The following is a 16,357-nucleotide window of genomic DNA, read 5'->3' as shown; positions in this document are numbered from 1 at the left end:
AACTCCTCCGACAACACCAAAGTCTGAGGAAAAACCATCTACTTCTAAGACGAAGAAGTCAAAAACAACTGCTTCTAACAGTCAAATTCCTGATCCAAATAAGGTAACGGATAAAGCCCCTGGAGCTAAACCGTCAACTGACAAACAAGCAGTAGCCGCTGAAACAGAGTCGTTACCACACACTGGTGATGATACCGCCCTTACAGTAAGCCTTACAAGCCTAGGCGCATTTCTTATTGCAGCAGGACTTGGTTTCTTGCCAAAACGTAAGAAGGACTAGATGGATTACCTAAAACCAATTCTAGGAATTCTTTTATCATTTGTAATTTTAATTGGTCTTAATATGCTATACATTTTAATCGGCCGTTATATTACAAATTTTAAAAAATTATCAGGACGGTTTGAATGGCTTGATAAACCCGTCTTAAAGAAGAGGTCTTCAGCAACCTCTACACAAAAAAACCCCGACGGCCATCGGGGTTAGTTAAAAATTTATAAAAATTTAAAACTTACATCGACATTATAGCATAATAATGTCAGAAAATAAATAAACCTAATCATTAAAATACAAGCCAGTTAGATTTCATTTAACCAAGAACTACGATAAGACATTGGTTAGTAGCGAGTGCTTTTAGGAGCGTAACGGGGTTCGATTCCCTGGCTCGTTATTTGTTTGAATATTGACCTAGATAAGTCAATAAACTGTCTATGAAATCTAACTGTCCTTTGTATAGATGGAGGTTCTATCATGATTGAATATAAACAAGAAGCTCCACAAGTCATCTTACTAGAAGATGAACCTTGTGTGATTATTGAAGAAGACTAACTAGAGGCTGATGCCTCTTTTTTGCGAAACAAAGGAGAAATAAAAGAATGGAAGTTGTTACAAAAATTATTACTGTCATGGGTGCATTGGTCGCTATTGGTGGCCTAGGATGGGCATTTGTAGGTGCAATTGAGTTCTTCCAAGGAAAAAAGAACCAAAACCCACAGCAAACCGATAACGGAATGGCGGGGATGGTTTATGGTGGCGGACTAGCTGCTGTATCAGCAAGTATTGCAGCTGCAATTGTTGCTGCAATCAACTCAATTCAATTTTAAAAGATATTTAGAGAGATACCAAAGCGTTAATAATTATGATACAATAAGAAAAAGATTAGGAAAGAGGTTGATGATTATGAATAGAGAAGAATGGATTGACTATTACGAAAGTATCAATGGTCATAAACCATCTATTTCAGAGGTTTATGAAGCCGAAAAAAATGGTGATATTTTTGTAATTTCTGAGTCATCTACTCCTTTAACTGTCGAAAGTCAGGATTATATTTCAAATCATAGTCCTAACTATCGCAAAAAATCAGCCTGGAGAAGCCTTTGGAATGCACTGACATTTATCATCAGTGTTTTATGGGGGTTGGTAAAACTTGCTTTCTCACTTGCTTTATTTATAGTTAATATTATTTTGACCATTTTCTTCTTTTTTGTACGTATCATAGGTTTTGTTTTTCTCTTATCACGTTAATATTTATCATGAAGTGTTTCAGACACTTCTTTTTTTATCCTTAAAGTATGAAGGGAGGACTATGGACGAACTTATAAAAAACATGACAAAAAGTTTAAGGCAATATAATAGCGCTGCAAACCAAGCTGTTATTGGTATTAATAAAAGTTTTGTTGTAGTAGGTTATATTATTGTTAGTTTCTTTTTGTTAGTAGAAATGATGTCCTGGTACAAGTATCTTAAGCAACAAGGCGGAGAACTGACTTATCGTCTCATGTTAGAAGTTGCTTTAAAGTATCTTATTGCATACTTTCTAGTAGCCCTGTCAAGCCAAATTGTTGTTGCTATTATGCAGGTTACTAGTCTATTGATACGTATGGTTGGAGCTAACGTATCGAATGATCTTTTTGAATTTACAGCTCTTAAAAAAGGAAATTGGGTCATTAGGGCGGTTGTAAATGCACTAGCATATCTTTGCGGTGCCACAGCCTTGATGCTAACAAATATCCTAGTATTTATGAGATTTATTGAACTTTATCTCTACAGAGCCGTATCACCTTTAATCGTTGCTTTTTGGATGTCTGATGACACAAGAAGCATTGCGACTAATTTATTGAGAAAGACTACCGCAGCTGCCCTCCAAGGACTTTTGATTGTCATTTTATTGGTTATTTGGCATGCCTTCGGAGTACAAACCGATATTGACCTAGCTAATGCAGATTGGATAAAAACATTTGCATCAGGTTTTTCTTATATTGGAAAGTGCATTTTATTTGTTTGGTTGCTCTTAGGTTCACAACGGATGGCAAGATCACTTCTCCAAGCTAACTAAATGGAGGTATACAGTTGAATAAAAGTAAATTAGGGTCGATTTTCCTAAAAGAAATTGATCAGTATGAAAGATCGGTTGTAGGCGGTATGACGGCCCGCATTTTTATAATGGTCTTAGGTGTAGGAACTGTCGTTATGATTGGTGTCTTACCAACAGTTTTTTGGTCTATTCCTGACCTATATATGTATATGGTGGTTGTTCTAGGAACACCACCTTTTATCGTCTATGGGCTTAAGTTGGACGGGATTGTTAAAGAACGAATGCTATTTATATTAACAATTCAAGAAAGAAGCTATCAAACTGATGATGATTTCACAGCATTTGGAAATAACATGGAGGTAACTTATGGCAATTCTGCCTTTTCACAAGCAAAAGATGTCCACGAATGGAATTAAGCCAACTCTTACACAAGAGGAGCTAGCGGAACTTTTTGAAGAAGCCGAAGTTTGGAAGCTTGGACTTAATCGTCAACGTGATTTGAATACACCTTCAGGTGTTATTCTTGGGAGCTCAGGAAGTGGTAAAAAGGTAACAGTTAGTTCAATGGAAATAATTCCAACTTTATTTAAAAACATATATGATAGATGATGATTTCACAGCATTTGGAAATAATAAGGAGGTAACTTATGGCAATTCTGCCTTTTCGCAAGCAAAAGATGTCCACGAATGGAATTAAGCCACCTCTTACACAAGAGGAGCTAGAACGTGGGAAACAGCTACAAAAAGCATTAAAAAAATCAACTCAAAATACAATTAAGTACACGAGTCTTTTTGAAGATGGACTCATGCACATTACAGGTCGTGAGTTTTCACGGACCTATGCCTTGGGTGATGCTAACTACATTACCGCTAGCGATGACGAAAAATCAGATATTATAGATTATTATGCTGATGCTTTAAATGTCTTAGACAGTGATAACACCTACCAACTCACGGTCATTAACCGTCCTTTACCTGACAATGCTGTAGAGCAAATTTCTTATGATAGAGTAAATGATGGTTTCAATGATTATCGTGATGAATACAACAAAATAATTAAAGATCGTTTTGATAAGGAACAAAATAACTTTGAGGTTAAAAAATTTGTTACAGTTTCTACAATAGCTGAAGATAGAAAAATGGCCTACCGTAGGCTTAATGACGTTGAAAACAACTTTACAGCTCAATTCCAGGCGGTAGATGTTGATTTCAAGGTATTAAATGGCTCAGATCGATTAAATATCTTCTCTGATATTCTTAGAGGTAATCCATACTTGAACCTTGATTACCGTGACCTTATCCGAAGTGGTCTTGGTACCAAGTCATTTATTGCACCTGGTTCAATTTGGTTCCAACCTAAAATGATGAAGATTGATAATCAATTTGGACGTGTAATGTTTGTCAGAAATTATCCGAATTTCCTTAATGATCGTTTGATTAAGTCGCTTGTTGATGTTGGTATTGAATTAGTTATCAATGTTTTAGCACGTCCTTACGATGTAGGTGAGTCCTTGAAAAAAATCAATAATGCAGAGGCGGCTATCAAAATGGATATGGTCAAAAGTCAAAAAGCAGGGGCTCGTGATGGTATTTCACAGGAACTTGCTACTGGTGGGGTTGCTGCGGAACTTGCTGAAGAAGCCGAAGTTTGGAAGTCTGAAATACAGGATAATGACCAAAAAATTTATTCAGGCATTTTTACAGTCTTCTTTAAAGCGGATAGCGAAGAAGAGCTAGAAGACTTTACAAGTCGAGTTAAGGCTGCTGGACGTAAGCATGGCGCAGAATTTGATGTAGCCTCTTACCAACAAGAAAATGGTCTTAATTCAACTTTACCGATTGGTATTCCGTTCCTTGAAGTGAAACAAAACTATATGCGTGACATGACAACCTCTAATATTGTGACACAGGTCCCTTTCACGAACGTTGACCTTCAAAGTAAGAGCCCCTGGGCAGTCTATTATGGGCAAAACCAATTAAGCCATAATTCGATTACCCTTGATCGTCAACGTGATTTGAATACACCTTCAGGTGTTATTCTTGGGAGCTCAGGAAGTGGTAAGTCGGTAACAGTTAAATCAATGGAAGTAATTCCAACGTTATTGAAAAACATATATGATAGAGTCATCATAGTAGACCCTGAAGACGAGTATAGTGATATCGGACGAGAATTTGGAGCGCAGATGATAGATATTTACCCAGGTTCTCAGACTCACCTTAACCTACTAGATTTGCCTGATATGGATAAACTGGATGCTGAAGATGGAGATCCAATTGCTCAAAAATCTTCATTGTTGATTGGTTTCTTTGAAAACGTACTTACAGAAGTTACAGATGCTCAGGTGTCTATTATTGACCGTGTAACTCACTTAACTTACGAACGTTTCCAAGATAAAGGACGTATGCCAACCCTTAAAGATTGGCATGATATTATGTTGGATCAACCAGAACAAGAAGCTAGAGATATGGCAATTGCTTCTGAAACCTATGCTAAAGGTTCTCAGGATATTTTCTCTTATGAAACAAATGTGGATATCAATGACCGCTTTGTTATCTTCAATTTGAAAAAACTTGATGGGAAATTGAAGCCTTTCGCACTGATGGTTATTCAAGACTATATTTGGAATATGGTTGTTAATAATCAAGGAAAATTCACTACACGTATTTACTTTGATGAAATGCAAAACCAATTTCAAACTGATAATCAGGCACTATTTTTCACTAACCTGTACGCCCGTGTCCGTAAATATGGGGCTATTCCTACGGGAATTACTCAGAACGTGGAAACGTTGCTTGATCGTACTGAAGGACGTAAGCTGTTAAACAACTCAGAATTTGTTGTACTTTTGAAACAAAAAGGGTCTGATGCTCGTGAATTGGCAGCTATGTATGAATTGACAGAAAGTCAATTAAGATACGTAACGAAACCTAAAGCAAAGGGAACAGGTCTTATTATTGCAGGCGGAACTGTGGTTCCTTTTGAAAACCCAATCCCAAGCACTACGAAATTATTTAAACTAATTGCAACAGATGCTTATTCTGAAGCAGGTGCATAGAGGTGATAGATAATCACCTCTTTTTTCATATCTAAATAGAAAGGGGTGATTATTTCTTGAGTAATAATCAATCGTCAAAAAGTAGATACTCTCAAAGAAAACAAGAAATCAGTCAGGCTGTCCAAAGGCATAATAACAATAGAGGCCGAATTGCACAGCGAGGTGCGAATAAAGAGTATAAAAAAGCTAAGGCCGCTTATCGGGAAGCTGCTAAGAACTATCGTGAAGGAGGAGGAGCTGAAGCTCTCAAACTCAAGAAGAAGAGTAAAGAAAACTTAAGGATTGCTCGTAAAACAAAGAAGATAGTTAAAAAGACAAACCCGACAAAGACCCAGAAGATTACAAGAGCTGTTGCTCACACAGGTACAAGTGCTGTCACTTCTTATATTTCATCAGGTCTAAGTCAAGACGAAGATTTAGAAGAAATTGTAAAGCATACGAGAACGTCAAAAAATGCCCTTCGCAGTGCCAAAAAAGGTGCTAGAGGTATCGGAAGAGTATCTAAAGCAACAGGTAGAGGTGTTGTTAAGGGCTCTCGTTTTGCCAAACGTTCAACGAAATCAGCGGGAAGAGTCGCAAAAAGGACTGCTAAGAATGCTAGGCGTGCTGCTCAGGCAAGTGTCAAAGGAGCCAGAAGAGCCTTGCAAGTGGCTCATCTAGCTATTAAGGCTGCTGCTGCTGCTGTCAACGGAGCGATTGCTTTCTTTGCGACACCAGTTGGTTGGGTGGTTGCTGTAATTCTAGCTTTAATGTTACTTGTGGTCATGGTCACTGGTGTATTCTCGTCAAATATTGTTCAACAAACAGATTTCAGTTTAAATGACTCTTGGGTCCAATTATCTAAGACAGACCGTAAAAAATCGAATGATAAGGTTGAATACTACACAGATATTGATGAAATTCTACTATACATGAATTACCGTTACGGAGGAGAATGGGAACCATCTGCCAAGTGGGAAGATGGTAATGGTGGCAAATGGGCAGGAAAATTTGGTCTAAACCATTTTTCAGATGCTCTTGATGATATTTGGAAACAGGAAAACGAAGACCCAAATAACCTGAAGACAATGAAAGATGTCTATACAAACGGGAAAGAGTGGACCAAACTCAGTAAGTCTGATCGTGAAGAATATGAAGAAATTCTTGAAAATGCAAAGGAGTCAGGGAAATATCCTGGAATGCAAGAGCTTCAAAACCCTCTGTATAATGCTGCTGATGATAAAAGTCAGTCTGAAGGAGTCATGATAGAAAAACGTTATGGTTATACAGCAAAAGATAAGTTTAGCTATAACACAACTATTAAGGCCTCTTCAGGTCAAAAACTTTATGCGCCTATGGACGGAAAAGTTGAGGTTGGAAAATCTACACTAAAGACCTTCAAAACGAACCTTCCAAAGGATAAAAAGGAAAGCGAAGAAAAGAAACAGAAGACTAATATCATTATCTATACAGATGATGCGGAGTTTATTTTCTATAACGTTTCAGGAGCTCGTGTTAAGTCTGGAGACAAGATTGAAGAGGGGACTGAATTAGGGTCTGTTCAAGGTAACGGACAAGAAATTGCCTATGCTAAACGCAAAGAGACTTTGGACAAAGACGATAAAGACGACAAACGATATTATGATGAAGCCAAATATCTTGAGAAACGTGATGAAGATAATGAGGATGCCAGAACCTTCACCCGTAACGTAGATAAAAAAGGGAAGAAGATTGATAAATGGCAAATCGTCAATCCTGGTTTTTACTTTCCCTTTGTTGCTTACAGCCAACATACCCAAGTGACAACGACAGAGACAGCAGGTGAAATGAGTGGACGAGCAAAACAACTTTATGATTTAGTCAAGAAGTCCCTTCCTGAAGCAACCGACAACGGAATTGCTGCAATGGCAGGGTGTTTTGGTGTAGAGTCTCAAATTGAGCCTAAACGTGCTGAAGGAGATTATCTCTCCCCTCCCGTCGGAGCTTCTGCCGACTCATGGGAAAATGAGGAATGGTTGAATATGGGAGGCCCTGCTATTTATGGTGGAGGTTTCCCAAACATTCTTCACCGTGGACTTGGTCTAGGTCAGTGGACAGACACAGCAGATGGCGCAACACGCCACACACTTTTACTTGAATATGCCAAGAAGATTGATAAAAAATGGTATACACTTGACGCTCAAATCCGTTTCATGCTTGAAGGGGATAACCCCTACTATATCAATATTTTGAAAAGCGTATTGACAAGTAATGATGATGTAGATACTCTGACGAGTCGTTTTCTTTCTCAATGGGAAGGTGTTCCAGGTGATAAAATCAGCGAACGTCAAAAGATTGCGAAACAGGCTTTGACCTGGTTCCATCAAACACCTAAGAGTTCAGGAACAGGTTCAGGGCCAGGAGGCACTAAGGCCTCTTCTTGGGACTTCCCTAGTGAATACGAAGGAAAACTAAAATGGGGTCAACCGTCTAGCAACACTGTCACAGGTTACCCAGGAAACAATTATCCTGCAGGACAGTGTACTTTCTATGTTTGGAACCGAGTACACGAAACTTGGGGGCTTGATGTAGCTCCACAACTTGGGAACGGTCAAGATTGGGTTGCTAACCTTGTTGCTCAAAACGGTTGGCATACAACCTCAACCCCTCAAGTTGGGGCCGTATGTTCAACTGCTGGTGGCTTTGACGGTACTTTAGGTATCTATGGTCATGTAATGTTTGTTGAGCACGTTAATGATGATGGGTCATTCTTGATTTCTGAGCTTAATTATACTTTTGTCCAAGATAAAGTCCATTGGAGGGTTGTCAATAATGCAAGCTACTATAGTTTTGCTATGCCTCCTGGACAGTAAAATACAACTAAAGAAAGGTTTATTATGATTGATACATTTAAAGTTAAAATTTTAAAAGGAGTAGGAGTTGCTATTATAGTAATTCTGATCTTTGTTATTGGGTTCGGTGTTGGACATATTGGTAAGTCAACACAGAAAGTGTCAGCCCCTAAAACAAAAAAAGTTGCTGAAGGAACTGAATTGACCCAGGACTATATCAGGAAATTCTTGATTGCTTATTATACGAAGAAGGACCTGGAGGAGAACCGTTCTCGTTATAAACCTTTTATGACTGATGGTCTATATACGTCTGTTGTCAATATGGAAAACGAACCCGTTAATCAAACTTATAAAGGTTATGTAGTTGACCAAGCTTTCAAATCAGCCGATATCTTTATTGATGAAAAGAACAATACGGCCATTGCCACAATCAACTACACAAATACACTCCTAAAAAATAAGGGTGACTATAAAGATGCTCAGAAAAATGTTGCTAGTAAAAATACATTGCGCCTAACATTTACTAAAGATGGTAAAAAGTTTAAGGTCAATAACATGAGCTACCTTATTGTCACAGACTCAGCAAATGTTACAGACACTACTAATAGCTATGGCACACTAGAGAGTGCTTCAAGCTCTGGAAGTAATGCCTCTGCTTCTACTGGTACTAGCGGAAGCGGAAATGCTACTTCACCAACTTCTACAGACTCTTTAAACAGCGAGGAATAATTAGATGGAATTTAAAGATTTTAAACAAAGGCTTGATGAATTATCCAGAACGTTACCGAAACAGTATAGGGATGAGAACAGGGAAGGAGTACAGGCTTTAATTCCTTATGGTACTGGTTATATCCAATTTGAGATGTATCTAGGTGAGTGTCCAAATCTTTATATGGTTGTTAAGGGGCAGAAAGTGCTAGAACGTCTTTATGATTACATTATAGAGGCGTGGGAGGACGATAATCTGGACTACAATGAACCAAACTTGGAATTTAGTGAAAACAACACAGTGATTAGGATGAGCGTACTCATTTCTAACAGTGGCTTGTTAAAACCACGAACAGCTAACAGGCTAAAACAGGCTTGCGATCAACTTGAATGTTTGCTAGTAGATGTAGATGAAGGCGGTGCAGTTTTATTAAACTATGATGCCGATGAGTTTTTATTTAATAATAAGTATGTTCACCCAGAAGGACTAGCTGATGATCCTGTTTTTGCTAACTGCAATATCATGCTTGAACGTAAACAATGAAAGGAAATATAAACAATGAACGACTATCAAGAAAAACTACAAGAAGAACAAACTGAACAAAAACCTAAACGCAAAAAGAAAACAATTCAAGAACGCTTAGATAGGGCTTTAGAATTGAAAGCAAAGACGGAGAAACAACTTGCTGCCATTCAGAAGCGCCTGGATGGTTATAATAAGCAAGTTGAAGAGCTCCAAGTTGAAGCACGTCTTGAAGTAATCAAGCGTTATGATATGAGTCCTGAAGAATTAGATGCTGCTCTTAAGAATTACAAGGAGGGTGATTGATAATGACATTTCAAGTTACAAACCTAAATACAAACAAAATTAGCGAATTTGCAAATCGTGCTCAATTTCTCTATGAAATGGAGCAGATTGAAACAAGACACCTGGCCACAAACACTATGGGGCGCTATAAATTAACTCATTTAAACGCTAAAACAAATGAAGTACTAGAAGAGAAGACTGTAGAAATTCCCCCAACGGAAGGCGATCTTGAACAATCTCTGAAAGACTTTGGTTTAGCCACTGAAGGAGGAGGCTTGTTTAGTCGTCGGAAACCTAAACAAGCCCTAAAGGTTCCTCCTCAATCAGTATCAGAACCAGAAGAGAGTAACCCAGTGAATATTGATGAAGAGGAACAAGTGTCACCTATTTCAGACACAAAAACAAATTTTCCTACTAGCAATAATGTTGTTCCTTCATCATCTTATACAGGAAGCAAACTTAACATTGTAAGTTTTGGTAAAATTGTGGCTTGGTTGGTGGTTCTCTTCTTAGCACTCTATGGAGCAGGTGTTTCACACACTATTGCAGTAGGTCTTAAAACGGGAGCAATTAAAACAACACAGTCTACACCAAAACAAACTTCAACTGTTAGTGATATGTCAGATGAACATGAAGTAGATGTTTTTAGTCGCTACTTTATTGGAGCATATCTTACAAATAGTGACCTTGATAATTTCATTAGCTCAAAGGTTTCTAACAAACCTTTTGACAAGGTGACTACAACAGCGGTCCTGCTTGAAAAGGCACAAACCAAAGATAAGCAGACTTATGAAATGACTTACGTTGTTAGTTACAACAAAGATGATAAGACTAAATCATCACGTTTCAAATTTACTGTAAAAAAAGCCAAAAAGGCTATGTATGGCTATGAGGTAACTAAGTTGCCGAAAGAGTCAGATTATCCAGGATAAAGGAGAAGAAAAATGGTTGTAGATCAAGAAGGTGCCATTAGAGAATTTAAAAATCAAGGGGTGATGACTGCCAGACTCCTATTCAATATCAGTTCCGTTCTAGCAAAATCATTAGCAGATGGAGCTGTTGATATAAGTAAGAAGGTTTCTGCTAAAATTGAGGCACGTCCTGGCGAGAAAAAATCTATAGATGCCCTAAAGAAAAGAGGCGATACATTAGATTATAAGCAATTCTCAAATAATGAAATGAACCTAGACAAGTTAAAAGCCTATTTGAAGGAATATGGCATTCAATTTCATGCAGAAGAGTTAGCAAATGGCAATTATAACTACTGGTTTAAATCGAAAGATCAAAAACAATTTCAAGCAGCTCTTGAAAGAGTAAAAGAAGATATTATTAACGACAAAAAACAAATTAAATCTCTTCAGAAGACTCCTAAAGACTTAAAACCTCAAGAACAAATTGCTAAACATAAGGCAGCAGCGCCAAAACAATCAGTAGGAACTAAAATTAAGAAGCCTACGAAGTCAGTTTAGGAGGGGCTTATGCAAAATAAAAAACCTAAATTCTGGCCATTTGCAGTGTTAGGGCTTGTCTTTGCTCTAGCTTTAAACCGTGGCTACACACTTTTTTCTATGTCCCCACCTGTAACGGCAGAACACTTATTCATGCCTTATGAGTATACAGTAACAAACTATTTCAACCCTCCTTATTTTCTCTTTAGTTCCAAGCCTTTAGGGTTTGCTGCAATGGCTATAGGTTTCTTTATTGCTCTTGCTATTTATAGTAAAATGAGTACCACAAAAAATCTAAGGTTAGGAGAAGAAGCAGGGTCGGCCCGCTTTGCGACTCCAAGAGAACTCCAGGGGTTTCAGGACAAAGAGCCTGAAAATAACATGCTTTTCACTCAGAATGTGAAGATGGGGCTTTACAACAAGCGTCTCCCCTTTGAGTGGCAACTAAACAAGAATGTTCTTGCCTGTGGTCTTCCTGGTGATGGTAAAACCTTTACTTATGTTAAACCTAACCTGATGCAGATGAACGGTTCTTATGTCGTTACTGACCCTAAAGGGTTACTTGTGCATGAAGTGGGTACAATGTTGGAAGAACATGGTTATCAGGTTAAAGTGTTTGACCTGGTAACTTTATCAAATTCAAATACGTTTAACCCCTTCAAGTATATGCACTCGGAACTAGATATAGACCGAGTAACTGAAGCCATCATTGAAGGAACTAAAAAATCAGACTCCCAAGGTGAAAATTTCTGGGTACAAGCCAACTTGCTTTTAACCAGGGCCTTAATTGGTTATCTCTATTTTGATAGTCAGGTTCGAGGATATGAACCTAACTTATCTATGATTGGGGATCTCTTGCGTAACTTGCAACGTAAAGAGGAGGATGTTCCTGCCCCTGTAGAACTAATGTTTGAAGAGCTGGAAGAAGCACTCCCTGGCAACTATGCTTGTCGTCAATGGGAGCTTTTTAATGCAAACTTTCAAGCAGAAACAAGAAACTCAGTGCTTGCTGTGATGTCTGCACAATATTCTGTCTTTGATCACCAAGCTGTGACTGATATGATTAAGACAGACTCAATGGATATTGATACATGGAATACTCAAAAGACGGCTGTCTTCATTGCAATTCCAGAAACAAACAAGGCTTTCAACTTCTTAGCCTCAACATTCTTTGCAATCATGTTTGAGGAATTAACCCACGGTGCTGATGCAATTATCCAGGGAAGACGTGAAGGTTACAGCTATGAGGACCTTCTTCATGTTCAATTTATTATTGACGAATTTGCTAACATTGGCCGTATTCCTAATTTCAATGAAGTCTTGGCCTCTGTGCGAAGCCGTGAAATGTCCATTAAGATTATCTTACAAGCGATTAACCAATTAAAAGCCCTGTATAAGGATGACTGGAAAACAATCTTAAATAACTGTGCGACTCTGCTTTATCTAGGTACCAATGATGAAGACACCATGAAGTATTTCTCAATGCGTGCAGGGAAACAAACAATTGATATTCAGAACTATTCTGAAAGCCGTGGACGTGGTGGCTCAAGTAGCACGTCTCACCAGCGCCAAGGCCGTGATTTGATGACACCTGACGAGATTGCACGTATCGGTATTGATGAAGCCTTAGTCTTTATTGCCAAGCAGAATGTTTGTCGAGATAAAAAGACAAGTGTAAATCTACACCCAATGAAAGACTGGCTTGCGGATAGCCCTTCTGATAAAAACTGGTATGATTATGTCCGCTATGGGTCTGATATTGAAGAATTTTTGGCCAATATCGAATATGAAACAGTCGTTGATTTGACTGCTGAACTTGAAGCTGAAATTGCTAAAAATGAAGCTCAAGCAAGCAACGAAGAAGTAGAGGCTAACCAAGCTGCAATGATCCCTGAAGATAATGCTGAGATTGCCTCTGAGAGTGCATTTCAAGAAACCGTCTTACCAATTCATCATGAAAAAGTCGTAGAAGACGACCTAGAAGAAACTGAAGATGTTCTGCCTTTTGCATGGGATGAAGATTGATAGTGATATAATACAAGAAACGGAGGTGATTATATGACTGAAGATATCAAACAAAAACCACGAGGTTTTAAGGGCCTGATGGAAGATTTAGGGGTAAGTACCTTTGATGAACTTATTGAGTATATGCAAAACAATCCAACTGAACCACTTGTCCAGGAGTTGGAAGAACTTTTAAATAAATTTTATTAGTCTAACTAAAGATAAAAGCCAGGTCAATTAAGACTTGGCTTTTTCTATTACATAAAAATGGAAGGAATAACAAATGAGCTTATATGATTACTTTGGCGTTGCAAACACCCAAGAGCTTTATGACCTGATAACGAACGATGATCCACGAGTTGATGACCTTCAGAATTTCCTGACTTATGCGAAACAAGAAATTAGCTATGAGTCACCAAAAGTTTTTAATTATGAGGCTCTATTTAAACTTGTGAATAGTGAGCAATTGATTCCAAGGGAGAATGAAGCATATATCATTGGTTTTTCGACTCAACGGAACCCTACATATTATGCAAAAATTTCTGGGGATATGTCTGAGAAAGAGGTTCTTAATATTGCATTTAAGGCAGATATTAAGTCTTACGCTATTGTAGATCACCCAAATATCTTTTCTCAAGATCAAGATGATGTAATTAGAGATATTGATTGTAATATTGGGTTGATTAGAGGGGTTTATGGAAATACCGCTAGGGACTGTCTTGATAGAGTATCAATTTATGGAGAAGAAGGCATACTTCCGCTAAGAATGTATTCGCATGAAGCCGAGAAATATGAACCTGTTGATTTTAAAGGCTATGAAAATACTGCCGATTATAAAGAATTTAGTATTGGAAATGATAGCATTTATGACTTGCCTGAGGAGCTAACAGCAGCATCCGAACTAAGTGATTTTGTTGGCTACTATGTAGCAAAAGAACTTGAAGGCTTAAATGTTTATTATGATGAACAAAAAATTGAGTCGTTATTATGTATGAAAGCTACTATGAACAGACAGGAGGTTTTCACAGTTATCACTTATGATGACCAATTGAACATTAACGGTGTTAAGGATATGTTTATGGGTGCCTATAGTAATACTGTCGTTGACCTTGCTTTTGTCATGGATCAAGTCAATAAAGACCAAAATAAGGGCTTTATTGTTAGTCATAATCATCCTTCTGGCGGATTAAGGGCTTCTAAAGCTGACATAGAGACTACAAGAGCTCTAGGACGTCTTGGCGAATTATTTGAAAAGCGCCTATACGATCACTATATTGCATCAAGCAGAGGGGTTACGTCATTAGCTCAAGAACGTACCCCTGGAGCGAGCTTTCTTGCAATGGCTAAAGAAAGGGAGGTAGACAAGTATTTGTTAAAACTTGCAGATACTCTTGAGAAACAAAGCGCTAAACTACAAGATAACCCTAAAAAGAAACAAGGGCGGAGCATCTAAGGGAGGAGTGAAATGAAAACAATACTACTCTTAGCAGAAAAGCCCGATCAGGCAAAAAAATATGCTAATGCTTTGGGAACTCCAAAGAAAGCTGATACTGGTTGGGATGTTTATTCCGATCAACTATCTGCCCAGGTTCTTGTCCGTCCTGCGGTTGGACACTTGGTTGAACGGTCTAACCCCTGGACTAATTTTGAAAATTGGGAAAGCGTAGACCGTCTTCCAATGTTCCCCGATCATTTTGAATTTGAAATCAAAAAAAATACCAAGAAGAATTTCAACGCTATCAAGAATGCTATTAAGAACGTTGACAGTATTATGATTGGAACAGACCCAGACCGTGAAGGAGAAGCAATTGCCTATTATATTCTTAACAAGATACCAGGTAGTTTGAAAAAGGTTTGTTATCGTTTATGGGCCAACTCACTAACTCAAAAAGGGCTAGATATGGCATTTAGAAACTTAAGAAGACCTGAAGAAACGGTCAACTATTACCATGAAGCAGAAGCACGAGGGGAAGCCGACTGGCTAGTAGGTTTTAATTTGAGTCCATTTACAACTCTTATGATGCGAGATCATGAACTTATTCCTGAAAAGTCCAAAGGAATGACGGTCGGACGAGTACAGACCCCTATTGTTTCACTAATTGTTAAAAATAACGAGGAAATAGAGAATTTTGTTTCAAAACCATTTTGGCAGCTGCGATTATTTGACCAGACAAACCAGGTCGCTTTCTCTCATGAAGCCAAGTTTGAAACTGAAGCAGAAGCTGTAGAAGCCCTAGAATTATTGTCAGATAGGGCAATGATTACCCAGGTATCTTCTGAGAAAAAATCAAAGACAGCTCCTAAACTCTACAACCTTACAGATATTCAAGCTGAAATGTCTAAACTCTATAAATTTGATGCTGATAGAACAAAAAGTATCATCCAAAGTCTCTATCAAAAAGGTTATATGTCCTATCCACGGACAAACTCAAATCTTATCACGACTAATGAATTTGATTACCTAATAGAACATATTGACGACTATCAAGCAGCTATTGGTAAAACCATAGAAACGCCAAACAGAAGCCCTAGAAAGTCTTTTGTCAATGATAAAAAAGTGGTGGAACACTATGCTATTATTCCTACTGAGATTATCCCAGATATGGAAGAACTAGAAAAAGAAGAACGTCTGATTTATCAGATGGTGACCTTCAGAACATTATTGATGTTTGCACCAGATTATGAGTACACGTCAACAAGTATTACCCTGGATAATAACGGACAGGAGTTTAAAACAACTGGATCTGTGACTTTATCTAAAGGTTGGCAGGTCTATCTTCCTAGTCAAAGTAAGGAACAGGTTTTACCTCCATACCAGGAGGGACAAGAAATTGCCGTAGAACGTCAGTTGAAGGAAGATGCAACAAAACCTCCTCAACGTATCACTGAAAACAGCCTTTTGAAAAAATGGCTACCTAAGTACAGCTTGGGAACACCTGCCACACGGGATGCCATGATTAAGTCTGTCCAGGATAAAGGGTATATCACAAAGGACAAAAAGAGTGGCCAACTATTCCCAACTGAACGAGGAATATTGCTAATTCATTATTTGGATAAGCTCAATATAGCTTATACCAATCCTGAAACAACTGGTAAATGGGAAACAGCACTTGCCAAGATAGGTGAAGGGAAGATGAAAAAAGAGGACTTTGTGGCCAAAGTGAGACTGGCCATAACAAAACAAATTGAACGAGGGAAAGAAATCGGATAG

Annotated in this window: 17 protein-coding genes; all 17 read left to right on the top strand. The window is 38.2% G+C overall.

Annotated features, from left to right (window positions below; genetic code table 11):
- A partial coding sequence (locus HMPREF2697_RS03625) for an LPXTG cell wall anchor domain-containing protein (RefSeq protein ID WP_142350074.1) occupies positions 1 to 280 on the top strand: 280 nt, incomplete at its 5' end.
- Positions 281 to 873: 593 nt separating this feature from the next.
- On the top strand, positions 874 to 1,101 hold the full coding sequence (locus tag HMPREF2697_RS03615; protein ID WP_037599300.1) for a hypothetical protein: 228 nt from the start codon (positions 874 to 876) through the stop codon (positions 1,099 to 1,101).
- 76 nt (positions 1,102 to 1,177) lie between these two features.
- Positions 1,178 to 1,522: a hypothetical protein gene (locus tag HMPREF2697_RS03610; protein ID WP_142236167.1), complete on the top strand. Its 345-nt coding sequence runs from the start codon at positions 1,178 to 1,180 to the stop codon at positions 1,520 to 1,522.
- Between the two features lie 61 nt (positions 1,523 to 1,583).
- Positions 1,584 to 2,333, top strand: coding sequence for a hypothetical protein (locus HMPREF2697_RS03605; RefSeq protein WP_037599298.1), 750 nt, complete (start codon positions 1,584 to 1,586; stop codon positions 2,331 to 2,333).
- A 14-nt stretch (positions 2,334 to 2,347) separates the two neighbouring features.
- On the top strand, positions 2,348 to 2,728 hold the full coding sequence (locus HMPREF2697_RS03600; protein WP_037599297.1) for a hypothetical protein: 381 nt from the start codon (positions 2,348 to 2,350) through the stop codon (positions 2,726 to 2,728).
- The gene (locus HMPREF2697_RS03595) at positions 2,679 to 2,921 is read left to right on the top strand and encodes a hypothetical protein (protein WP_142236168.1); all 243 of its coding nucleotides are present in this window, start codon (positions 2,679 to 2,681) and stop codon (positions 2,919 to 2,921) included. The genes HMPREF2697_RS03600 and HMPREF2697_RS03595 overlap by 50 nt, the downstream gene beginning before the upstream one ends.
- Before the next feature lie 68 nt (positions 2,922 to 2,989).
- Complete coding sequence (locus HMPREF2697_RS03590) at positions 2,990 to 5,368, top strand: VirB4-like conjugal transfer ATPase, CD1110 family (protein ID WP_037599395.1); 2,379 nt, start codon at positions 2,990 to 2,992, stop codon at positions 5,366 to 5,368.
- Between the two features lie 56 nt (positions 5,369 to 5,424).
- Complete coding sequence (locus HMPREF2697_RS03585) at positions 5,425 to 8,199, top strand: phage tail tip lysozyme (RefSeq protein WP_070849667.1); 2,775 nt, start codon at positions 5,425 to 5,427, stop codon at positions 8,197 to 8,199.
- Positions 8,200 to 8,223: 24 nt separating this feature from the next.
- Positions 8,224 to 8,907 carry a hypothetical protein gene (locus tag HMPREF2697_RS03580; protein WP_037599292.1) on the top strand — a complete coding sequence of 228 codons (684 nt, stop codon included), beginning with the start codon at positions 8,224 to 8,226 and terminating at the stop codon, positions 8,905 to 8,907.
- A gap of 4 nt (positions 8,908 to 8,911) precedes the next feature.
- Positions 8,912 to 9,430 (top strand): hypothetical protein, encoded by a 519-nt coding sequence (locus tag HMPREF2697_RS03575; protein ID WP_037599291.1) that lies wholly within the window; start codon positions 8,912 to 8,914, stop codon positions 9,428 to 9,430.
- Positions 9,431 to 9,445: 15 nt separating this feature from the next.
- Positions 9,446 to 9,715, top strand: a complete 270-nt coding sequence (locus HMPREF2697_RS03570) for a hypothetical protein (protein WP_037599289.1) — start codon at positions 9,446 to 9,448, stop codon at positions 9,713 to 9,715.
- A gap of 2 nt (positions 9,716 to 9,717) precedes the next feature.
- Positions 9,718 to 10,626 (top strand): hypothetical protein, encoded by a 909-nt coding sequence (locus HMPREF2697_RS03565; protein ID WP_051411994.1) that lies wholly within the window; start codon positions 9,718 to 9,720, stop codon positions 10,624 to 10,626.
- Between the two features lie 12 nt (positions 10,627 to 10,638).
- Entirely contained in the window at positions 10,639 to 11,163 is a 525-nt protein-coding gene (locus HMPREF2697_RS03560; RefSeq protein WP_051411993.1) for a DUF3801 domain-containing protein, read from the top strand.
- A gap of 9 nt (positions 11,164 to 11,172) precedes the next feature.
- Positions 11,173 to 13,167 (top strand): VirD4-like conjugal transfer protein, CD1115 family, encoded by a 1,995-nt coding sequence (locus HMPREF2697_RS03555; protein ID WP_070849665.1) that lies wholly within the window; start codon positions 11,173 to 11,175, stop codon positions 13,165 to 13,167.
- A 33-nt stretch (positions 13,168 to 13,200) separates the two neighbouring features.
- A complete protein-coding gene (locus HMPREF2697_RS10490) occupies positions 13,201 to 13,356 on the top strand; it encodes a hypothetical protein (RefSeq protein WP_180364356.1) in 156 nt (51 codons plus the stop codon).
- A gap of 73 nt (positions 13,357 to 13,429) precedes the next feature.
- Positions 13,430 to 14,599, top strand: coding sequence for a JAB domain-containing protein (locus HMPREF2697_RS03550; protein ID WP_070849662.1), 1,170 nt, complete (start codon positions 13,430 to 13,432; stop codon positions 14,597 to 14,599).
- Between the two features lie 12 nt (positions 14,600 to 14,611).
- Positions 14,612 to 16,357 carry a DNA topoisomerase gene (locus HMPREF2697_RS03545; protein ID WP_070849660.1) on the top strand — a complete coding sequence of 582 codons (1,746 nt, stop codon included), beginning with the start codon at positions 14,612 to 14,614 and terminating at the stop codon, positions 16,355 to 16,357.

This window comes from Streptococcus sp. HMSC064D12 (assembly GCF_001837205.1).
GTDB lineage: Bacteria > Bacillota > Bacilli > Lactobacillales > Streptococcaceae > Streptococcus > Streptococcus salivarius_D.
The sequence above is the reverse complement of the archived record's forward strand: the minus strand, read 5'-3'. Positions and strand labels throughout refer to the sequence as shown.